Below are 20457 nucleotides of genomic sequence, written 5' to 3' on the forward strand. Positions count from 1 at the left end.
GGGTTTTGGGATGTCTAACAGTATGTCACTTTTGGACAAAAAATGGGAAAATTCCGCCCCCGATTCCGGCGATTAACAGCAGGAGCGAAAGAATATTATTGGCCAGCCACATATCGCCGGTCACGACCACACCCAGCACGAATGCGAAGTATCCCAGCAGCCAAGCCGCCAAAGGAACAAGCCCGATGTAGGCATTATCACTCCAGAGCCTTGCTGTGCGCGTGAGCACTGTATTAAACCACCAGGCTAGAACGATCGTGATGGGAAAAGCCACGCTCGTCCCACCCGGCAGCGGCAACCTGGCGGTGAGGTAGACAACTTCTAGAACCAGGGAGGTCAGCGCGCCTAGGCACAGCCAGGCCAGGCCGGTTATCTGCTCGCCGCGTGAGTATTCATTCAAAATCACAGGCCCTCCAGCAGCGCATCTGCAGGCTCGCCCTGCCCCAGCTGGTAGTGCTCAGCACGCAACAACGGCATAACAAGGAGGTTGGACAGGCCATATGCGCTTGGCGACGCCGCCGGGTCCCCAATGGCCGCCGCAGCCGCTACCGGGTTCGTCTGGGTCACTGTGGAGTCAGCCACCCAAATCTGCGTGGCATGGGCGACCATGGCGCGACGCTTGGCGGCTAGCGCGGCATCGTCAAGCCGGTATTCCACGTCAGCGCCCTCGTTGGTGAAATTGTCGAGGTAACCCCGGTCCGGCTTTCGCCAGCCCTCCGGTGCGCCGATGGTTTCAAGCGCGCTGTAGTGCGCACCACGTTCGAAGATTGCCCACCAGATGCGCTGGTCTGGTGCTGCGGCCGCGTGGACTGCCTGGTGCACGGCGATGTGGTCCGGGTGGCCATAGCCGCCGTCCGGTCCGTATGTCAGCACGATATGCGGGCGAAGCTGCGCAAAGTGCTCGCGCAACAAGTCTGCCGCCTCGTCAATGCGGCGCACCAAGGCACGCGGATTCTCGTGAGCCGGTGAGCCCTCCATGCCGGAATCGCGGAAGAAGCCAAAGCCGCCGAGTTGAATACCGTGGACGCCCAAGATATCGAGGGCGTCGGAAAGCTCACGTGCCCTGAAACCGCCTAGCTGGTCTGCATTGCACAGGCCTTGATAAGGCGTGCCAATGACCTCGCCTTCCTCGCCGAGCGTGGCCGTGATGACCGTGACCTCGGCGCCCCTTGCAGCCATGTCAGCGAGCGTTCCGCCGGTAAAAAGCACCTCGTCATCTGGGTGAGCATGTACGGCCACCACGCGGTAACCGCGCAAATCATTATTTTTCATCTTTCCTCCACATCGGTGCCGTAATAAGCCCTGCATCCCAATCTTCGATGCGTTGACCGGGCCCAAGGATACCCCTGCCCAAAGCATGGATACGCACCTCGTCCATCAAAGGTACGTAGAGCACCTCGTCAGAATTGAGTTTGCGGACCTTTTCCAAGGCGGCATCAGGATTGATACGCCCAGACAAGATTTCGCCGCGCATGTCCTCTGCCTCGGCAGGGCAAAAGCCGGAGATATCGCCGGCGCGTACCTCGTCGTTTTCACACATATAGAGGCTCGCCAGACTCTCCGGAGACACGTTTGCATTCTCCCAGGCCACCACGGCATCCACCTCTGCCTCCGGCAGCATCTCGCCGGCAATGGTTTGAGTGCGGTCAGAGACTACCTCTGCACTAATTGCTTGCGCTTCGAGGACGTCGACGATGGTGCTGGCAGCCGCCATAGCTTCCGGATGCGTGGGATCAGCTGCAATGCGCAGCGGCTTGCGGCCCGCGCGCTCGCGAAGTGGCGTCAGGTCTACTTCTTCGTTGACCGGGTTTTGGCCCGGACGCAACTCCGAGGCACGGCCCGCCGCCAGGCGAGCGACCTGGTCGGTCTCAATGAGCGAGGCCAAAGCACGACGCTGGCGTTGCTCTGGCAACGCGCCTTCCCGGGCGGAAAGGTGCAGGCGCAGCTGGCGATTACGGGTCACGGTCCCGGCGTTGACGTTGCTCAGCAAACTGAGGCTCTCCAGCGAGGTTTGTTCCGGAGTAAAGTCCACGAATCCCACCTGGCCCGAGCGCAACATGTTGACCGCCTGACTGGTATCACGGACAGCACGCAGCTGGACGACGTCGACAAGCGCGGGCCCCGCACCCCAGAAGCGGTCGTTGCGATTCAGGGTAATAACTCCCCTGCCGCGATCGACGGCCTCGACGGCATAGCGCCCAGCGGATGCAGGGATGCCGTCGGCAAGAGCTGCCGTGAACTCGGCGTCCTGCAGCAGGTGCGAAGGAAGAAGGTGAGCGAAAAGGCGGTGCCAATCGGATACGCGCTGCTTAAAATCCACCACCACAACGCGCCCTGCCGAGGTCGTGCTGATGTCCTCGATGGCGAAGTAGCCCGCTGGGTCCACCACTCCGGGGGTGGAGGTCATTTGGGTCCACAGGTAGTGAAAGTCACTGCCGCTAATCGGAGTGCCATCGGACCATTGCGCCGGTGAGGCAATCTTGTACACCACGCGCTGGGCAACACCTTTCGGCGGCTCTACCTCCGCCGCGCTGGCCAGCACATCGGAATCCATGTGTTCGCCGTGGAAAGCAGAAGGAAGGACGAGCTCTGCAATCTGGCTGACCAGCTCGCTGTTGTTGGCTACCAGATGCGGATTGAGTCCGCCGCGGAGCGGATCGACGCCGATGGCGACGGTCTCGCGCTCGACGCCGTCCTCTTTTTCCTTCTTCTCGGGCGTCGGCGTTTCGGTCTGGGTGCTCTCGGCAGCTGGCTTGTCCTCGACGGGCGGCGGGCCTGGATTGGCCATGCACGAGGTGAGCACGCTAAGTGATGAGGCAACCACTACCGCGCCAAACTTTCGCACTTTGATACCGCCCTTCTACCTAGATCTGGAACCACTTTAGTCGGCTGGCGGGCATTGCTTGGAATTTGACGCTGTGTTTACGGCGCTCTTCAGCTGCATTCGAACCATCGAGTGGCTCTCTTGGGTGCCTTTTGGCGCCCTTCGATGGTTCGAATGCAGGTTGTTTTAATACATGAAGAAATGTGGATTGAGAAGCCGCAAGACCGCCAGGTGCCACGTACCAGTTTGCTGATGAGGAGCACTGCCAAAATCCGGTTGGTCCGCAGTACGAACTTGCTCGATGATGGCTGGGAGATGATGCGCCACGCAATGCCCCGTGTAGCGCAAGGTGCGCCACCCGCGAAGCACGGCGTCATTGTTCTTCCAGTGATCCTTTATCCAGGTATCCAGTGCTGAGTGAAATTTCCGACCATTAATTTCGATGGCAATTCGCTTGTCCTTTAATACGATGTCCCATGCATAAACACCGATGAAGTAATTGCACTCAACGTCCATTCCCGCATCTTGTAATCCGCGGGCCACCTTAATTTCCGCCGAAGAATCGGTGAATAGGACTGCTTCTGACAACGCTTCCTGCGTTCTCGAGTCTAGGCGAGCAAGCTTTCTTCTATCTTCTTCAAGCCGCGTTCTGCTACGTCGTCCTCGGTAGACCGCTTCGAGCATTTCTACTGCTTGAGTGCGCTCTGCAAAAGCCGCGGCCGCGAGCGGATTGTGTACTTTAAGACCTTCATATTCAAAGTGGTCTCTGACTTGGCTGCGTTTATAGGTAAACAGTGCACCGCTTCGCATCTTGTGTGGGCCTGCCACGATGACTGGAAAACTAAGGTCTTGTTCACTCAGCAATTGAGCTGCTGTATTCCCCGTTGCGCAACATCCGTGCTTGGCTGTTAGCAACGTGAGGACATCCCGCGGGTTCGGTTTACCCCACACATAAATCCCGCGAGCAATTTTTGTTATTTCCCCCGAGCGCACGCGGGCAGCTATTTTCGATCGACTAAGCCCCGATACTGGTTGCATGCTTGCCCCTCCCCCTTGCATTGGCATCATCCAGTTTCGATGCTCAAGCTAGCACGAGAGAAAGCAACCTGCATTCGAACCATCGAGTGGCTCTTTTGGGCGCCTTTGGCGCCCTTCGATGGTTCGAATGCAGGTTCTCTGGCAAAAGAAAAGCGCGACCCCAAAACGGCCGCACTTTAATCTCCTAAGCGTTACTTGTTGAGCTGCTTCGCACGGGAAGCTGCACGCTTACGGTCGGTAGCGGAAAGCTCGACCTTACGCACTCGCATGACGTTCGGAGCAACCTCGACGCACTCGTCGTTGCCACAGAACTCAAGCGCCTCGTCCAGGGAAAGGGTACGCGCCTTTGCCAGGGTGACGGTTGCGTCTGCGGTGGCAGAACGCATGTTGGTCAGCTTCTTTTCCTTGGTGATGTTGATGTCCATATCCTCATCACGGTTGTTAGCGCCAACGACCATGCCCTCGTAAGCCTCCATGCCTGGCTCGACGAAGAACTCGCCACGGTCAGCCAGCTGCTGCAGTGCGTATGCGGTGATCTGGCCGGAGCGGTCAGCAACCAGGGAGCCAGTCGGACGGGACTTGATCTCGCCTGCCCAGACATCCAGGCCATCGGCGATGGAGTTAGCGATACCTGCACCGCGGGTCTCGGTCAGGAACTGGGTGCGGAAGCCGATGAGGCCACGCGCCGGAACGCGGAAGATCATGCGTACCCAGTCACCCTCGCGGACGTCCATGGACTGCATCTGGCCCTTGCGGGTAGCCAGTAGCTGGGTAACGGCGCCCTGGTACTCGGAAGGTGTATCGATGGTGAGCATCTCGTATGGCTCCATGGTCTTGCCATCGACAACCTGGGTAACAACCTGTGGCTTACCCACGGTCATTTCGAAGCCCTCTCGGCGCATGTTCTCAATCAGAACGGACAGCGCCATTTCGCCGCGGCCCTGTACCTCCCAAGCGTCAGGACGCTCGGTCGGCAGAACCTTCAGGGACACGTTACCGATAAGCTCCTGTTCCAAACGAGCCTTGACCATACGTGCGGTCAGCTTGTCGCCACCGCCCTGGCCAGCCATTGGGGAGGTGTTAACGCCGATGGTCATAGAGATTGCCGGCTCATCAACGTGAATCTGTGGCAGAGCAACCGGGTTTTCAACGTCGGCGATGGTATCGCCAATCATGATCTCTGGGATACCAGAAATGGCGACGATGTCGCCGGCAATAGCCTCGGTCTCTGGCTGGCGCTCAAAGCCGACGGTACGCAGCAGCTCGGCAACCTTAACGTTCTTAACTACCTCGTTGCCGTCCTCATCCCAGGAGATCCAGGCAACCTGCTGCCCCTTCTTGATCTTGCCGGAGTAGATACGCAGCAAAGCGATACGGCCCAGGAAGTCAGAGGAGTCAAGGTTGGCCACATGCGCCTGCAACGGGCCGTCGACGGAAGCGGATGGCTCCGGCAGAACCTCGTAGATGACGTCGAAAAGCGCCTGCAGGTCCTCAGCCGCAGGAACGTTGCCGTCTCCTGGGTTCTCGGTGGAAGCCTTGCCCTCACGGCCAGAAGCGTAGAGTACCGGCAGATCCAACAGTGTTTCTGCAGCAGCAGCTGCTTCCTCATCCTCTAGGCCGGAGGCGATTTCCAGCAGGAGGTCGTGGGACTCGTTGACAACCTCGTCGATACGAGCGTCTGGGCGGTCGGTCTTGTTAACGCAGATGATGACCGGCAGCTTGGCTTCCAGAGCCTTGGTCAGAACGAAGCGGGTCTGTGGCAGCGGGCCTTCGGAGGCGTCGACAAGCAGCACGACGCCGTCAACCATGGAGATACCGCGCTCGACCTCGCCACCGAAGTCGGCGTGGCCTGGGGTGTCGATGACGTTGATGATGAGGTCGCCGCCGTCCTTGCCCAGACCCTTGCGGTGAATAGCGGTGTTCTTCGCCAGAATGGTAATGCCGCGCTCGCGCTCCTGGTCATTGGAGTCCATGACGCGGTCCGTGTGCTCGCCGTGGTCACCGAAGGCGCCGGACTGCTCCAGCATGCCGTTGACGAGGGTGGTCTTACCGTGGTCAACGTGGGCGACGATGGCGACGTTACGGAACTCGGTATTAGTCACTGGTGGGGTGCTCCTTAAAAGCAAAGTTGGAACGCTTAAGCGCAAGATTTTGAACGGGGTCTAAATATACTCTGCAAGTTTGCAATTTGCAGCATTGGAACACCCCACTGAAGCGGGAAACCGCAGGAGCCAGCGTTTTGTAACAAATCTATAACCCCGGACGAAAGACGGGTTGAGACACACTTTCGCTTTAGAAACTGGCTTGACCGCAAGAAAAAAGTGAATATTGTTACCAGAGATACTATTGTGACCAATGTGCCGAGTGTTATCGTCAAACATCTCGCACCCATTTCCGTCTCCTACACCCAATTCAAGGAATCTGATAATCGTGAGCACCTCGAGCACCGCACCTAGCTCCGAGCACAACAACGGACGCCGCCTCCGCGCGAGCTCCGGCATGATTGCTGCCGCTACCGCGGCGCTCATCGGTCTAGCCACTCCCCTTATCGCACCGGCCCAGGCAGACGCCCCGGACCTGGCCGCGCTGGAGGCACAGGCAATGTCGCACTCCCCGCTGGATTCGCTGGGACGTCCCAATGAGGCAACCCAGAATCGTATCCGCGAATTCGCCGCACAGCCATGGATTCCTAACGACATTCGCAGCGCCATCCTCTCCGGACTTGCTTTCAGCATGGGCCAGGGAGGCGATCCAGGCGTGGAATTGCCAGAGGGCCAAAGCCCGGCATTCCGCCAGTTCTACTGGCCTACCGTCTCCGCAAAATGCATCGGGGGCCAGGGCGATTCCATGGGTTCTGCCATCGCTGTCCCGGGCCCTACCAAGATACCAGCACCGGGTGCAGGTCCAGGTGAGACAGTCTTCCTCTTCACGGCACTGGGCACTTCCCCTGCAGCTAAGGAGCAGGGCAACATGAAGGTCCAGTGGTTCAACCTGGACACTTTCCAGTCCGGCGTTACCCCGCTTTTCAACAACGGCATCAACGCCGACGGCCCCACCACCGTCTCAGGCCGCGCCACCACGGGCAAGGGCACCGTCGTGGCCATCTTGTCCGGTTCCGTCAACACCCAAGATTCCGCGTGCGCATTCCCGCCAACTGCCGCCTTCCTTGAGGTTAATTAATGAACGTCGATCTACACCCTGTCAAGCAAGAAACCTTTAATACAGCGGAAAACATCAACGTCGATCCAAAGGGTTTCTTGCGCGAGGTCGACACCTACAAAGAAACCGAATTTGGTCTTTACATGGCCCGCGGTACTAATCATCCGCGCTTTGGTTACCTCGAATCTTGGTTGCTGCCTGAACTGGGCCTGCGTGCGAATATCTTCCACTTCCGGGAAGGGGTTGAGGCACACCAGGACTTCTACTTCGATATCGCTGACATCGATAACAAGGATGGCGTCTGGACTACCCGTGACCTTTACGTCGATCTGGTCTCCAACACAGGCGAGCCAATCGACGTTCTCGACATCGACGAACTGGCCGCAGCCACCTCCGCGGGTTTTATCTCGGCAGAAGAGGCAGAGCGCGCTATGGACCGTACCCTCATCGCGGTCGAAGGCATTACCCGATACGGCGACGATTCCATGGCTTGGCTGCGCGCCCTCGGCATCGAGCTTTCTTGGGCTGACTCTGTCAATCTGACGCCTGCGGAGTAGTTGCGTAAGATATCTAGGGTTACTTACCCCTTCATATTAAGGATGCTTATTCCCCATGGCCGGTGGACTTTTTGCACTGCTTGACGACGTCGCGGTAATCGCTCGCGCGGCAGCCTCCAGCGCCGACGACGTCGCTGCCTTAGCTGGCAAGACCTCGGTAAAGGCGGCGGGCGTCGTGGTCGACGATGCCGCCGTTACCCCACAGTATGTCTCCGGCGTTACCCCAGCCCGCGAGCTGCCTATCATTTGGCGCATCACCAAGGGCTCGCTCATCAACAAGATCGTCATCATCTTGCCGATCGCACTGCTGTTGTCTTGGATTGCGCCGTGGGCGCTGACCCCCATTCTCATGTGCGGCGGTACTTATCTGTGCTTTGAAGGCGCAGAGAAGATCTTCCACCACTTCGCAGCGCATGGCGCAGAAGAAGAAAAAGAAGAACAGGCGGACGCAAAGGATCCAGACGCCGAAGACAAGTTGGTTAAGTCTGCCGTTACCACGGACCTTATCTTGTCCGCTGAGATCATGGTGATCTCGCTCAACGAAGTCATTGACCAAAGCTTCTGGATGCGCCTAGGCGCGCTGCTCATCGTCGCCGTCGCTATCACTTTGGCGGTCTATGGCGCTGTCGGCGTGCTGATCAAGATGGACGACCTTGGCATTAAACTGCTGGAGCGCAACGAAGGAAAGTCGGCCGTCGGCAACGCCTTGGTCAAGGGCATGCCGGTAGTTCTCGACATCATCTCCGTCATCGGCACGGCGGCAATGCTGTGGGTAGGTGGCCACATCGTTATCAAGGGTCTGCACGAGTTCGGCATCAACCAGCCGCACGGTTTTATCCATCACCTAACCGAACCCATCTCCAACGGCGCGCTGGCCTGGACCGTAGATACCGTCTGTTCCATGGCCTTCGGCCTTGTCCTGGGCACCATCGTCGTGGGCATCGTCACAGGTGTCAAGAAGGCTCTCGGTAAGTAGTCGAGAACCCCTCCAGGTTTTCTCAGCTACTCGATTACAGGAACATAAGCAGCGACAGCGCCATCACTGCCATTCCGGCAATCAGCCCGTAGATGGCGTGGTGGTGTTCACCAGTTTCCTCTGCGGTGGGCAAAAGCTCATCAAGCGAGATGAAGACCATAATGCCGGCGATGGCTGCAAAGCTAAAGCCCATCGTGGCAGACCCCATCAGCGGCAGCAGGAGAACGAAGCCCACCGCTGCCCCAACTGGCTCAGCGAGCCCCGAAACCGTAGCCCACCAGAAGGCTTTGGCTCTCGAGCCCGTGGCTTCCCGTAGTGGCACCGCGACTGCGATGCCTTCCGGAATATTGTGAATCGCAATCGCCACGGCTACCGGAATCGCGATACGTGGGTCTTCCAAACCGGCGAGGAAGGTGGCAAAACCTTCCGGAAAATTATGAAAGGCCAAGGCGCAGGCCGTAAACACGCCCGTCTTCATCAGCCGCTTGCGGCGTGCTTCTTCTTCCGTGGTGGCAGGCTCGTGCGGATTAATCTCTTCCGGAACGATTCGGTCAATAACCGCAATTATCGCGATGCCGGCGAAGAACGCGAGCACCACTGCCCAAGTTCCTGCCCTCTTTCCGCCAAAGGCCTCCGTCAATTGCTCGAGGCCCGTAGGCAGGATCTCCATGAAAGAGACATAAAGCATGACGCCAGCCGAAAGGCCTAACGCGGCAGCCATGAAAGCCGAACCAGCATGGCGTTTACTGACGGCGATGCCGGCGCCGATGGACGTCGATAAGCCGGCCAAGAGCGTAAGACCGAAAGCCACCGCCAAGGAAGACGCTGTATACATAACTTAAGACTCTAGAACATTAGCGCGTCCCAGCCCCCACTCCGTGGTGCGTAGGCTTTAAATGCGTAGGCTAGAAGCCTATAAACCTTTAAAGATTTGGAGGCCCTCGTTGGACGTGAGCATGTACCCACTAGCTAAAAGCTACTTCGGCGTCACTCACGTCGCAGTTCTCGAGCATGTAGTCCACTCGGTAGCGCTCAGCCTCCCGCTTTTGCACAAAGGGCCCCTTGCGCTGGCGGTCACGCTCGAGCCCGAGGCTTTCAGCGGCGGCTGGCGTGTGCGCAGTGAGTTTGGCATCTTAGGCTATCTTGACGCCGCGGAAACCGCGGAGTTTCCTGCCCTGCAGCGCGTGCGTGCATCAGGGTTTAGAGTCGCAACTGACGCTACGGTTGAGCTCGTGCCTGAGGACGCGACTATCGACGTCGCGGTTAACCTCGGTCTTGCCCCGTGGATGGTGCCTGTCAATGAGCAACCCGCAGGCTCCGTACTGTTGCAGGGCGGCCTCGGCCTCCTTCTCGATACCGCAACCGGGCAGCTCAATGAATCTCAACTTTCGCGCTTAAATACCCAGCAGATCTTCGTCTCGCTGCATCTGGTTGAAGGCGATATTGTCGCCGCTGCCCCAGGCTCCGTCCTGGGCCGCGTGTGCACCACACAACAACAGCCCCACCTCGGTGCGATCCTGGAACGTAGCGCTGCACAAGACGCCGCTATCGCTGCCCGTGCTTACTGCGCCGACGGCCGCATCGCTGTCGACGTGCCCGAGGTGGGCGCCACCGAGTTCTTCTCCCCCGCCGTCCCCGCCCTGCGCGTGCCGCCCGAAGCGCCCGCCATCCCTCCTGCCGTCGAGCCCGTGGCCACGCAGGATTGGGAGACCGGCCTCGAGGCCGCAGACTTCCATGCCGACCTGCCGCGCGGAGCCAAGAAAATCGCGCGCCTGGTGACTCTAGCGGCACAGCCTGCCCCGGAAGCAGTAGGAAAACCGGAACCAGCGGACGAACCTGAACCGCTGTCAGAGCCTGCACCGTGTAGCGAGCTCTCAAGCCTCGTCAACCACGTCCCGGGCCAACAAGCATTAGCATGGCGGCAGCTTCCCGTCGCTGCGGCGCCGGGTCGCTTCTCCTCGGAGTCAGCGCGTGTGCGCGCACGACGCTCTGAACGTGCAGCCTCCCGGCAGCGCGGCGGGCACCACCGCAAGTAAACTTGCAGCTTTCCCACCGAAAGGACTTAACAATGCTTTCCCACAACCGGCGCTTGCTGCGCATCGGCGCGACCGTGCTGGCTGGCAGCCTCTTTTTGGCTGCCTGCGGCGAGGGCGAGTCCGCCAACCCGCGCATCATCCAAGGCTTGCACCAGAAGAAGCCGAAAGAGCCGATTGCCCGCCCGATGTCGGAGATGGTTCCAGCAGAGGTCGCAGCAGGACTCGGCAGCGAAAAGTACGGACTGCCCACCGCCCACGGCGCATCCATCGCATCGGGAGCGATGGAGCAATGCCAGGACTTCAAAGGCGATACCTTCCAAGCTGTTGCCGATGCCAAGACTTTGGAGGACCACGAGATCGAGGTGGACTACGGCCTCGACGATGCAGACATGACATCCTGGGATGGCATGTGCGCACCCATCAAATTCGAAGGCGCCAATGCCTTTGCCACCGTGGCGACAGTGCCGTATAAGCAAGACAAGAACGAAGTCACGGGCCCGATGCTCTACATCTTCAACGGCGGTAACGGCGCTCCCCTGGTCACCCAGCCTTTCGAGCTGCCGCACGAATTTGCCGGGAAGAAGATGAGTGATTTCGCCATCACCCAGGTGGGCGAAAAGCTGGTCTTTTCCCTAAACGATGTGCCGGAGGACAAAGCCCCACAAATCTTCACCCTCTCGCTTGCTGATGCCACCTCAAAAACCGTCAATCAGCCAGAGCCGCCGGCGAATACCTCGCAGCGCCGCCTAGAGGAATTCCGCATTCAGGATTCCTATGTTTATATCGCCGAACGCAACAGCGAGGCCGGATATCAGCTCGTTGCTGTCGATGCCCTAAGCGGCGAGGACACCGTCTTGGTGGATGCGGGTTCCCCGGGCTTCGACGATGTCGAGCTGCCGCCCGAGGCCAAAGGCTATACCTTGCTGCACAACAACGACTTCCTAGTGGGAATCTCCGACAACGCAGCGCGCCCGACCTTTGTCTACGACAAGCAGCAGGGCCCGCGCATGCTTGGCGATGCCTTCCCGCTCGACGACCCTGAGGATCCCGCCCACGTCTCCAGCCCTACGGGCACCATCGTGCGCAATCATCTGACGCTGCTGGATAAAGATGCCGGCATCAAGGTCATCAATCTGGCTAGCGGCGAGCAGGTGGGGGAAGTCTCCAACGAGGAGATGACTGAACCTTTCGAGACCGAGGACTACAAGGAGCAGGGCATCTCGGCTATTTCTGATGGCCAGGCACTGTACCTTTCTACCGGCAAGACCGAGGAATCCACCGAGCGTTACAAGCTCAACCTGGAGACCTTGGAGGTCGAGGAAACGAACCCGAAGGCCGTGCCACTCTTCGATACCCAGAACCTCTTCTTTGCTGGCTCCACCCTATTCGCCAACTTCGGCGAGGCCGGCGAGACCATCCCGGCCACCGGCGTTTACGCCTACTACGACTAAGCGAGCTCGCGCAGACTGCCATCGAGGCGTCGGGTAATCCCCTTCGCATCCAGTTGCTCTAGCAGCGGGATGGCAACCCGGCGCGTGGTGCAAAGCGCCTGACGCGCCTGCGAGGTGCTAAAGGGCTGCTCGATTCCTTGCAGGCGGGTTCTCGCCTCCGCGACTGCCGCGGGCAGCAACACCACGCCGTCCTTTAGGCGCAGCAGTCTCCCGGCGCGCTCAGCTGCGGCAAGCTCCTTGTTTCCCAGACCAAGCTCGCGTAGGTCCGCGGCCTCCGGCGCGGCGAAGGGCTCTCTCTTTAGCCGGCGTTCCAGCTCGGCAACGCTTGCTTCTGCCTCGCCCAAGTTAACCGCAGCGCCGGGCAGCCGAATAACGCCTTCGGCGGACTCCAGCTTCGCCGCGGCGACAGCTAGGTTGAGCAGGCTATCTTCTTCGACACCCAATACATCACGGGCGGCACCGCGCGGCAGGCCGACAGACAGCGGCTTGGCCGCCATGTGTTCCTGTACCGCATCATTAAGCGCCTGCTTCCACTTTCCCACCTGGCCGGCGGTGATCCACCACTTGTTAAAGGCAATCACTCCGGCAGGCGGCGCGGAGGTCTCATAGCCATCCTGTTCTAACTCGCTGAGCAACGCGTAACCGCGGTGGCGCAGGCTTTGCGCCGGATTGCGGTAGTCTTCCAGCTGCGCGAGTTCTTCCGCGCGGCGGGCTGCAGCTCCCCGCCGGCGCAGCGCGGGCGGGACAAGGTCAACAATTTCCACGCCGGCCAACACGTGGCGAGCGCCGGGCCCGCGCAGCACAAAGCGATCCCCCAGCTGAAGAGCCAATGGGGCACTGAGTCGAATGCGCGCGAAGTCGCCGCTGAGAGGTCGCACGCGTGCTTCCACGCCCGCCGTGCCGGTATGGGCGATGAGCTCCTGGACCACGTCACTTAGGCTTTCGCCAGAGACCCGACGCACGTCGAATTCTTGTGTGACCCGCCACGTGCTTGGGCTGAGCAGGCTATCGCCGCGGCTAATCGCCTCTGCCTCCACCCCGCGCAGGTTTACCGCAACGCGGGTGACTGGCTGGGCTGAGACAACCGCCGTATTTTCACTGTGCAGGCCGCGTACCTCGACTGGGACCAGCTCCCCGCCGCTGAGCAGATCAAGTCGATCGCCCACGGCAATGCTGCCTGCCCCAAGTGTTCCGGTGACCACGGTGCCCGCGCCCTTCACGCTGAAGGAGCGATCTACCCACAGGCGAACGCGCTGCTCGGCATCTGGAGCAGGCGCGGCGGCCAGCACGGTGTCGAGCTCAGCGCGCAGCTTCTCGATGCCCTCCCCGGTCTTAGCGGAGACCTCGATGATGGCGGCGTCGGCAAGCGCGGTGCCCGCGAGCTGCCTGCCTACCTCCCCGCGCACCTCCTGGCGACGCTGATCATCCGCACGGTCGGAGCGGGTCAGCGCCACGACGCCGTGGCTAATTCCCAGCGCGGCGATGGCATCGCGGTGATCGGTGGACTGAGCCTGCCAGCCTTCATCGGCGGCGACGACGAAAAGCACCACCGGTGCAGGCCCCAGGCCGGCCAGCATATTTCCCAAGAAACGCTCGTGGCCTGGGACATCAACAAAGGCAACATCGGCGCCCGAGGGCAGGTGCGTCCACACAAAACCCAAGTCGATGGTGAGCCCGCGGCGCTTTTCCTCTTCCCAGCGATCCGGATCCATACCTGTAAGCGTCCGCGCGAGCGTGGACTTTCCATGGTCCACGTGGCCGGCGGTGGCGACGACGTACATCTTTTACTCCTCAGGCTGTAGCTTTTGGGCTTTGCGGATGGCCGCGATGAGCGCGGCGTCTTGGGAGGCAGGGATGCAGCGGACATCGATAAGACACTGGCCCTGGTGGACGCGCGGCAGCACGGCCGACTGCCCAACGCGCAGAAGAGCGGCGAGCTCTTCCGGCAAAGCCACGGCAAAGCCTTCGAGCGGGTACTCAGGTGCCCCACCACCGCCAACACGTCCGGCGTGTGCAACCACCTCGCCGCCTACCGCCTGCGCCACCTCTTCGGTGCGGCGGCGGTACTCGGCGGAATCAATATGCAGGGCCTCCTCGACTGCATTCACCGGCGCATTCAGCGCTGCTTCCAGGGCGTTTAGCCGCAGCTTATCGATGCGCACCGCACGCGCGAGCGGGTGCTTCTTCAACAAAGCAATGGCCTTCTTGGTGCCCAAGATGATGCCGGCCTGCGGCCCGCCGAGCAGCTTGTCACCAGAGGCAATGACCACGTCCGCGCCGGCATCCAGCTGCTCGCTGAGGCTCGGCTCCTCGGGCAGGGTCGGGTCCGGCACCAGCAGCCCGGATCCCAGATCGACGATGAGGCTGACCTGCCCCGCGCCCTCTCCGCGAGACTTGTTGTGCTTCTTCAGTGCCCCACGCAGCTGCGGCACATCCACGGCGGTGGTAAAGCCCTCGATGCGAAAGTTGGAAGGATGTACCTTAAGCACCGCGCCGGTGTTATTACCCAGCGCAGCCTCGTAGTCAGCGAGGTGGGTGCGGTTGGTGGCGCCAATCTCTTTGAGGACTGTGCCGGAGGATTCGATGAGTTCCGGCAGCCGGAATCCGGCGCCGATCTCGATGAGTTCGCCGCGGGAGATGATGACTTCCTTTCCGGGGGCAAGAGCGGCGGTGGCCAGCAACAGCGCTGCAGCTCCGTTGTTGACCACGAGCGCATCTTCCGCGCCCGGGCAGGCTGCAAGCAACGCATTGATGGCGCCGCGGCCGCGGTCCTTAGAACGCACGCCGGCCGGAAGATCGAGTTCGACGTCGGTGTAGGCAGCGGCATCGGCAAGCGCAGCGATGGCAACCTCCGGAAGCGGCGCGCGGCCCAAGTTCGTGTGCACGATAACCCCGGTGGCGTTGAGCACCGGGCGCAGGCTATACGGGCTTGCGTTGTTTAGAGCATCCCGGACCTTGGCGGTGACATCCGCTGGCGCGATGACTCCCCTTTGCGCCTGCTTGACGACGCCCCGGATAACAGCCCGCACTGCATGTTCCGCGAGCTTCTCGCGCGCGGCTTGGGCCTCCGGCAGCGCCAAAAGTTGATCGGTACGGGGGATGTTGCGGCGCTCGTCCTGCCGCTGCGAATCGCTCTTGCTTGTCACAAACGTTCCTTGGGTTGCGGGGAGATGCCACGGGTGCCAGATACGCTGGCGGAGACGGACAGGAATCGAACCTGCCAGACCGAGCTACTCGGCCTCACCGGTTTTGAAGACCGGGGCGCCCACCAGGACACGTACGCCTCCATTGCAAGAGTTTACACTTAGGCAAATTCAGCCAGCGCCCTGCCCAGCACCGCGCCGGCGCGAATCCACAAAGGCATCATTGTCCCAGCGTATTGCCAGCAGTTGTACACTCGGGATAATGAACGACATATTATTGACATCTTTTGCAGCAGGCGGCGGATGCGCCTGCAAAATCCCGCCGGGCGAGTTGGAATCGGCCGTCGAAGGCCTCGTGGGCAAGGCCGATCCGAACGTCTTGGTGGGCCTCGATGACGGCGACGATGCCGCGGCTGTCAAGATTCAAGATGGCCTGGCGGTAATTTCCACCGCGGACTTTTTCACCCCGATGCTCAACGACCCTTATGACTGGGGCCGAGTGGCGGCAGCGAACGCGCTTTCTGACGTCTACGCCATGGGCGGCACCCCAGTCACCGCCATCAACTTGGTGGGTTGGCCGCGTGAGGTACTCCCCCTCGACGTTCTGCGCGAGGTCTTGCGCGGCGGAATGGATGTCGCGACGCAAGCTGGTATCTCCGTGACCGGTGGCCACTCAATTACCTCGCCAGAGCCAATCTACGGCATGGCGGCCACGGGCATCGTGGCGCCGGAGAAGCTGATGCGCAACGACACTGCGGAAGCGGGCCTTCCCATCACGCTGACCAAACCCATCGGCGTGGGCATCTTGAACAACAAGCACAAGGCCACTGGTGAGGTTTCCCAAGCGGCCGTGGACTCAATGACCACGCTCAACCGCGAGGCCTCCCGTGCAGCAGTTGAGGCTGGCATTTCTGCAGCTACCGACGTCACCGGCTTTGGCTTGTTGGGTCACCTCTACAAGATGATGCGCGCCTCCGGGGTCGCTGCTGAGCTCGACTTCAGCGCTGTGCCTGCAGTCGAGGGTGCAAAGGAAGCGCTGGCCGAGGGCTTTATCCCCGGTGGCTCCCGCCGCAACCTGGACTGGGTCCGCCCACATCTAACCAACGAGGCTGGCCTGAGCGAAGAAGAGCTGGTCTTCCTCGCTGATGCACAGACTTCCGGCGGTCTGCTGCTCATCGGTGAGGTACCTGGCTACCCGGTCATCGGACGCACCGTGGCTCACGATGGTTCTGAGGACAGCACCTTCATCACCATCAAGTAAGACTGCGGTTTCAGCCGTGGCCTGCTGGACCGTCTAGGCCTTCTTCTTAAACAGGCGTGATACCCACCCGGACTTTTCCGCGGTGGGGTGCGTGCCGAGGATCTTCTCGCCCCGTCGGAACACGAACGTCATGCGCGCGCCCTCGCGGGTGGGCTCACCGATGAGCTCGTGGCCCGCTGCTGTGGCGTCATCCGGCACGTTGCGATAAGCCTGCGGGCAATCAGTGGTTACTTCCAGGATCTGCCCCGGCTTGAGGCCATGCAATGCCTCCAATGTGTGAATGACCGGGTACGGGCACGACTCGCCACACAAGTCGATTTCAAAATCAGGTGTGGTCACACTAGGTCCTTACCTTTGCTAACAGAGCTCAGTTTTTGCAGTGTTTTCTTTACGCGCTACGGCTGTACTGGGATTCTAGACGCGCACGACGGTCGCCACGGCGCGGTGCTTGAAGTAGCCACCACCCCACGAGCAGAGCCAAGGTCAGTGCAAGTGCGGGCCATGGGCTAAAGGACTCATAGAAGTTGAGCTTCCAGGAGTTTGCCACCAAGGTGTCGTAAACGCCCCAATGATCCCAGCCATATGCCAGTACCGTTGCGCCGATGACGTTTCCGGCAAAGGCAACCCACGCAACCAGCTGGCCCTCCATTGCGCGGTACAACATGCCGGTCTCGCAAGCGCCAGCCATGATGATGCCCAGCCCGAAGAGGAAGCCGCCGATCACGGTTCCCCATCCTGCCGGCTTCGTCAGCGGTTCCATTCCGGTTCCCAGTAAAACAAAGAAGGTCACGATGACGGCGGCGGCCAAGCCAATAATCAGCGAGTCTGCGAGCTTAGTCTTCTTGGTCACCCACAAGTCGCGGAAGGCCGCAGTAAAGCAGATCTGACCGCGCTGGATGAGGATTCCAAAAACCAAGCCAAAGACCACGGCTGCAGCCAACATGTTCTTGCCCGTCATGGAGTAGACGATGGTGACCACGACCATCACCGCGCACATCCCGATGGCAACAACGAGGTGGCGGATACGGCGGCGTCTTAAAGCATCAGCGTCACCGGCGTCCTTAGCCTGGGCCGGGCGCGGGCGCGTGGGACCACGCCACCAGTGTTGCTTGATCACCTGCACCCCGACCCAGGTACCTACCGCAGTCATCACGGTGAAAATCCACGCGTGCAGCGAGAACTGCGGAATGCCCGTGAACATCGCCGCGAGATTGCAACCGTAGGCCAAGCGCGCGCCAAATCCGGCGACGATGCCGCCCACCAAGGCTTGTGCCCACCGGCGCTTGAGCGGCGGAATGCGCCACCGGAAATCCCCTGCTGCCAGGGCCGCGATGAGCGAACCAAGCAGCATCGCAATGACGATCCAGCCATCAGTGCGCTCGAGTGGATTGCCCTGCATTTTGGTTACTTCTGCATAGTATTTCCAACCCTGAATATCAGCGCCGAAGGCCTCCACGACGTGGCCGCCAAGGCGCGTGAACTCGCCGGTGACTGCCCAAACAGTCCCGGTGATGAGGAAGTACAAACCAGACAGGCTGCCCAACACGGCAAAGACTGGTCCTGGGGCGAGTCCCACGCGGGTGCGATAAAAAGCGTCATAAGACTTCTTGTCATACGAGCGCAGACTACGAGAAGGGGTGGACATCCTTTTTCTTCTTTCACAATCCAAGGCGCGGCGTGTGTTTTACGTCTAGAAAGAGAATAGGCGGAGGCCACCGATTGAAAAGCATTAGGGTCCACGAGAAAAGCCCGCGCTTGCTAGAACTTCGTATTCTGGCAAGACGCGGGCTTGAGGGTTTCCGCGCAAATGCGCGAGAAGCAAGTGCGGCTTAGTGCTTGGAGGTGACCACCGAGTGGGCCAGGCCTTCTTGCGCACGCTTGCGCGCGGCGCGACGCTTTTGTGGTTCGATGGTGGTCGCAGGATCCTTGACCGCCTCGATACCCGCGTTGAGCACGCCGAAACGGGTGCAGGCAGAACCCGCCATGAGCGAAAGGCCCGAAAGCACGGAGAGGGTACGGGACTTCGTGGCCGCTGCCACAGCGGTGCCCACGCCACCAGCGGCGATGAGGTACTCGCTGGCCTTCATCAACTTGCCTGGGGTGCCGTTGTGCAAAGGAGCCACGGTCTCTGGTTCCATGTTTTCTTCCATGATCTTGGTCGCGGCCAAGTCACTAGCAGCGGCGGCCATGCCCAAGGCACGGGCTGGGCCGGCATGCTCGACTGGGGTGAACACCATGGCGCAGCCAGACGCGGCTGCCGACGCCGAAGAAACAAAGACATAGGCCAAGTGCTTCTTGGCGTCGTTCCACGTAGGGTTCGAGGTGTTGCCCAATAGCACTGCGGTGTAGCCCGCCAAAGGACCGCCCAATACACCGGCAACCACACCAGCAGGACCAGCCGCAGCGCCCAGTGCTTTGCGGGCAAAGCGCGGCAACGGCAGCTTCTGCTTAGTGAGTTTGTCGGCTTCATACAATGCAGGCAACGACGCAGCGGTGGCGAAGGAGCCCAGAATCCACGAACCCACGCTCATCGGCGAGGTCACCTTGAATACGCGGAACATGTTGAGCAAACGCTCAGGGCGGCCAAGGTCAAGGACCAAGAATACTGAGCCACCAGCGGCGGCAGTAAATGCAGCAATGCGGGTGCTGCGCGCCAAGGGCTCATTCTTCGTGGCAGATGCGCCGGCGGCCAGCAAAGCGGAGCCGCCGGAAAGGCCGCCTAGGAACAGGTAAGCGCCAATCGGCCACTCCCATGGCGGAGCCTTGACCACGGGCTTGCCGTAGTAGGAGGAGAACTCGAAGTCCTCCGCCATGCGCTCTTCCTTGGAACCGTCCTGCGCACCGGCACCAGGACGCTTGCGCTTCTTCTTTGGCTTGGTGCCGTCGAACTTGCGGTAGCGGTTAGCGCGCGCTGGTTGCGGCGGGCGGTACTCGTCGAATTCGCTCACTTGCGGCCTCCCATCACGAACGCACCGGCAACAGCCAAGGCCATGCCGCCGATAGCTTTAGCTGCGGTCTTGTACATCTGCGGCAGGTCCGCAGTAGGAACCCGCGGGTCTGGCGGCAAACCGTAGACCTCCGGCGAGTCCAGGATAAGGAAGATAGAGCCGGTGCCACCGACGCCGTCCTCGCGGTTGGCGCCGTACAGGCGTGCCTCGGTCAGGCCCTGCTCGTGCAGAACTTTGACGCGCGCCTCGGCTGCGGCCAGCATCTCCTCGTACGGGCCGAACTGAATGGAGTCAGTCGGACATGTCTTGGCGCAGGCTGGCTGCTCGCCGATCTTAAGGCGGTCGTAACACATGGTGCACTTCTGAGCGACGCCGAGGTTCTTAATCGGCATCTTCTCACCCGGCGTGTGGTCCTCGCCTTGCGGCTTGAGCTGCGCGAGCTTCTTGAAGACGTTGATGCCCGCGTGATCATCGTGCTGGTAGTCCACGGTGGCGGTCTTATCGGTCTTCAGCGTCACGCCACCGTCGTCGCGGCGCTCGATAACGCCGAAAGGACAGCCGGCAACGCAGGTGCCGCAGCCATTGCAGACGTCATCCTGGACAACCACGGTGCCGAACTCAGAGCGGAACAGCGCGCCCGTTGGGCACACGTCCAAACAACCGGCGTTGGTGCAGTGCTTGCACACGTCGGAGGACATCAGCCAGCGGAAATCGCCGGTATCCGGCGGAGTGGTATCCACCGCGGCGGGCTGGGTGCCAACCCCCGGCATGCCGAGAGAAACCAGCTGACGGCCTTCCTCGCGCGCCTTTTCGATGCGGTCATTGTCCTGCTCGATAAAGGCCACGTGACGCCATGTATTCGCACCCAGCGAACCGGTGTTGTCATAAGAGTCACCGGTGACCGCATATCCCTCAACCGGGTTGCGGTTCCATTCCTTACAGGCCACCTCACAGGCTTTGCAGCCAATACAGATCGAGGTGTCCGTAAAGAAGGCCATGCGGTTATAGGACTCGTAGCCGTGTTGATCGGCTTTTTCAGTAAGCAAATTAGCCATGAGCTCTCC

The 20457-nt window shown here is 60.5% G+C and carries 18 protein-coding genes and 1 tRNA gene; 6 read left to right on the forward strand and 13 right to left on the reverse strand.

Going from position 1 to position 20457, the window contains the following annotated elements:
• Positions 1 to 25 precede the first annotated feature (25 nt).
• The 5 genes from WM42_RS01855 to typA all read right to left on the reverse strand — a co-directional run bounded on the left by WM42_RS01855 (position 26) and on the right by typA (position 5964).
• The gene (locus tag WM42_RS01855) at positions 26 to 406 is read right to left on the reverse strand and encodes a hypothetical protein (RefSeq protein WP_062035465.1); all 381 of its coding nucleotides are present in this window, start codon (positions 404 to 406) and stop codon (positions 26 to 28) included.
• Positions 403 to 1272, reverse strand: a complete 870-nt coding sequence (locus tag WM42_RS01860) for a PIG-L family deacetylase (RefSeq protein ID WP_062035468.1) — start codon at positions 1270 to 1272, stop codon at positions 403 to 405. The genes WM42_RS01855 and WM42_RS01860 overlap by 4 nt, the downstream gene beginning before the upstream one ends.
• Positions 1262 to 2845, reverse strand: a complete 1584-nt coding sequence (locus tag WM42_RS01865; RefSeq protein WP_235591290.1) for an ABC transporter family substrate-binding protein — start codon at positions 2843 to 2845, stop codon at positions 1262 to 1264. Before WM42_RS01865 ends, WM42_RS01860 begins: the two co-directional genes overlap by 11 nt.
• Positions 2846 to 3010: 165 nt before the next feature.
• Positions 3011 to 3862 carry a type IV toxin-antitoxin system AbiEi family antitoxin domain-containing protein gene (locus tag WM42_RS01870; protein ID WP_062035472.1) on the reverse strand — a complete coding sequence of 284 codons (852 nt, stop codon included), beginning with the start codon at positions 3860 to 3862 and terminating at the stop codon, positions 3011 to 3013.
• 191 nt (positions 3863 to 4053) lie between these two features.
• Positions 4054 to 5964: a translational GTPase TypA gene (gene typA / locus WM42_RS01875; protein ID WP_062035474.1), complete on the reverse strand. Its 1911-nt coding sequence runs from the start codon at positions 5962 to 5964 to the stop codon at positions 4054 to 4056.
• A 397-nt stretch (positions 5965 to 6361) separates the two neighbouring features.
• On the opposite strand from typA, the gene WM42_RS01880 reads away from it, so the two are divergent.
• Genes WM42_RS01880 through WM42_RS01890 form a run of 3 tightly spaced genes read left to right on the forward strand, consistent with a single transcriptional unit; the run spans position 6362 to position 8554 of the window.
• On the forward strand, positions 6362 to 7042 hold the full coding sequence (locus WM42_RS01880) for an Rv1157c family protein (protein WP_062039040.1): 681 nt from the start codon (positions 6362 to 6364) through the stop codon (positions 7040 to 7042).
• Positions 7042 to 7578 (forward strand): ribonuclease FAU-1 family protein, encoded by a 537-nt coding sequence (locus tag WM42_RS01885; protein WP_062035477.1) that lies wholly within the window; start codon positions 7042 to 7044, stop codon positions 7576 to 7578. Before WM42_RS01880 ends, WM42_RS01885 begins: the two co-directional genes overlap by 1 nt.
• Positions 7579 to 7633: 55 nt before the next feature.
• The gene (locus WM42_RS01890; protein WP_062035479.1) at positions 7634 to 8554 is read left to right on the forward strand and encodes a DUF808 domain-containing protein; all 921 of its coding nucleotides are present in this window, start codon (positions 7634 to 7636) and stop codon (positions 8552 to 8554) included.
• 34 nt (positions 8555 to 8588) lie between these two features.
• Here WM42_RS01890 and zupT read toward each other — a convergent pair whose 3' ends face one another.
• Positions 8589 to 9389 (reverse strand): zinc transporter ZupT, encoded by an 801-nt coding sequence (zupT, locus tag WM42_RS01895; RefSeq protein ID WP_062035481.1) that lies wholly within the window; start codon positions 9387 to 9389, stop codon positions 8589 to 8591.
• Positions 9390 to 9510: 121 nt separating this feature from the next.
• Between zupT and WM42_RS01900 the strand changes: the two genes are divergently transcribed.
• A complete protein-coding gene (locus tag WM42_RS01900) occupies positions 9511 to 10590 on the forward strand; it encodes a hypothetical protein (protein WP_062035482.1) in 1080 nt (359 codons plus the stop codon).
• A 32-nt stretch (positions 10591 to 10622) separates the two neighbouring features.
• On the forward strand, positions 10623 to 12041 hold the full coding sequence (locus tag WM42_RS01905) for a hypothetical protein (protein ID WP_062035483.1): 1419 nt from the start codon (positions 10623 to 10625) through the stop codon (positions 12039 to 12041).
• Here the strand turns inward: WM42_RS01905 and selB are convergent.
• The 3 genes from selB to WM42_RS01920 all read right to left on the reverse strand — a co-directional run bounded on the left by selB (position 12038) and on the right by WM42_RS01920 (position 15328).
• Positions 12038 to 13822 carry a selenocysteine-specific translation elongation factor gene (gene selB / locus WM42_RS01910; protein WP_062035484.1) on the reverse strand — a complete coding sequence of 595 codons (1785 nt, stop codon included), beginning with the start codon at positions 13820 to 13822 and terminating at the stop codon, positions 12038 to 12040. The genes WM42_RS01905 and selB overlap by 4 nt on opposite strands.
• 3 nt (positions 13823 to 13825) lie before the next feature.
• On the reverse strand, positions 13826 to 15187 hold the full coding sequence (selA, locus tag WM42_RS01915) for an L-seryl-tRNA(Sec) selenium transferase (protein ID WP_062035485.1): 1362 nt from the start codon (positions 15185 to 15187) through the stop codon (positions 13826 to 13828).
• A gap of 46 nt (positions 15188 to 15233) precedes the next feature.
• Positions 15234 to 15328 (reverse strand) — tRNA-Sec (locus WM42_RS01920).
• 118 nt (positions 15329 to 15446) lie between these two features.
• Here WM42_RS01920 and selD point away from each other — a divergent pair.
• The gene (selD, locus tag WM42_RS01925) at positions 15447 to 16445 is read left to right on the forward strand and encodes a selenide, water dikinase SelD (protein WP_062035486.1); all 999 of its coding nucleotides are present in this window, start codon (positions 15447 to 15449) and stop codon (positions 16443 to 16445) included.
• A gap of 33 nt (positions 16446 to 16478) precedes the next feature.
• Here the strand turns inward: selD and yedF are convergent, their stop codons facing one another.
• The 4 genes from yedF to WM42_RS01945 all read right to left on the reverse strand — a co-directional run bounded on the left by yedF (position 16479) and on the right by WM42_RS01945 (position 20448).
• The gene (gene yedF / locus WM42_RS01930; protein WP_082787610.1) at positions 16479 to 16784 is read right to left on the reverse strand and encodes a sulfurtransferase-like selenium metabolism protein YedF; all 306 of its coding nucleotides are present in this window, start codon (positions 16782 to 16784) and stop codon (positions 16479 to 16481) included.
• A 49-nt stretch (positions 16785 to 16833) separates the two neighbouring features.
• A complete protein-coding gene (yedE, locus tag WM42_RS01935; protein ID WP_062035487.1) occupies positions 16834 to 18090 on the reverse strand; it encodes a selenium metabolism membrane protein YedE/FdhT in 1257 nt (418 codons plus the stop codon).
• A gap of 184 nt (positions 18091 to 18274) precedes the next feature.
• Positions 18275 to 19393: an NrfD/PsrC family molybdoenzyme membrane anchor subunit gene (gene nrfD / locus WM42_RS01940; RefSeq protein WP_062035488.1), complete on the reverse strand. Its 1119-nt coding sequence runs from the start codon at positions 19391 to 19393 to the stop codon at positions 18275 to 18277.
• Positions 19390 to 20448 (reverse strand): 4Fe-4S dicluster domain-containing protein, encoded by a 1059-nt coding sequence (locus tag WM42_RS01945; protein ID WP_005531846.1) that lies wholly within the window; start codon positions 20446 to 20448, stop codon positions 19390 to 19392. Before WM42_RS01945 ends, nrfD begins: the two co-directional genes overlap by 4 nt.
• Positions 20449 to 20457: the final 9 nt, after the last annotated feature.

The organism is Corynebacterium simulans (genome assembly GCF_001586215.1).
Lineage (GTDB): Bacteria > Actinomycetota > Actinomycetes > Mycobacteriales > Mycobacteriaceae > Corynebacterium > Corynebacterium simulans.

Bases quoted from the DNA above. Each gene is read 5' to 3' on its own strand.
- WM42_RS01860 (WP_062035468.1), bottom strand. From the start codon at position 1,272: ATGAAAAATAATGATTTGCGCGGTTACCGCGTGGTGGCCGTACATGCT.
- WM42_RS01870 (WP_062035472.1), bottom strand. From the start codon at position 3,862: ATGCAACCAGTATCGGGGCTTAGTCGATCGAAAATAGCTGCCCGCGTG.
- WM42_RS01880 (WP_062039040.1), top strand. From the start codon at position 6,362: ATGATTGCTGCCGCTACCGCGGCGCTCATCGGTCTAGCCACTCCCCTT.
- WM42_RS01885 (WP_062035477.1), top strand. From the start codon at position 7,042: ATGAACGTCGATCTACACCCTGTCAAGCAAGAAACCTTTAATACAGCG.
- WM42_RS01890 (WP_062035479.1), top strand. From the start codon at position 7,634: ATGGCCGGTGGACTTTTTGCACTGCTTGACGACGTCGCGGTAATCGCT.
- zupT (WP_062035481.1), bottom strand. From the start codon at position 9,389: ATGTATACAGCGTCTTCCTTGGCGGTGGCTTTCGGTCTTACGCTCTTG.
- WM42_RS01900 (WP_062035482.1), top strand. From the start codon at position 9,511: ATGTACCCACTAGCTAAAAGCTACTTCGGCGTCACTCACGTCGCAGTT.
- WM42_RS01905 (WP_062035483.1), top strand. From the start codon at position 10,623: ATGCTTTCCCACAACCGGCGCTTGCTGCGCATCGGCGCGACCGTGCTG.
- selB (WP_062035484.1), bottom strand. From the start codon at position 13,822: ATGTACGTCGTCGCCACCGCCGGCCACGTGGACCATGGAAAGTCCACG.
- selD (WP_062035486.1), top strand. From the start codon at position 15,447: ATGAACGACATATTATTGACATCTTTTGCAGCAGGCGGCGGATGCGCC.
- yedE (WP_062035487.1), bottom strand. From the start codon at position 18,090: ATGTCCACCCCTTCTCGTAGTCTGCGCTCGTATGACAAGAAGTCTTAT.
- WM42_RS01945 (WP_005531846.1), bottom strand. From the start codon at position 20,448: ATGGCTAATTTGCTTACTGAAAAAGCCGATCAACACGGCTACGAGTCC.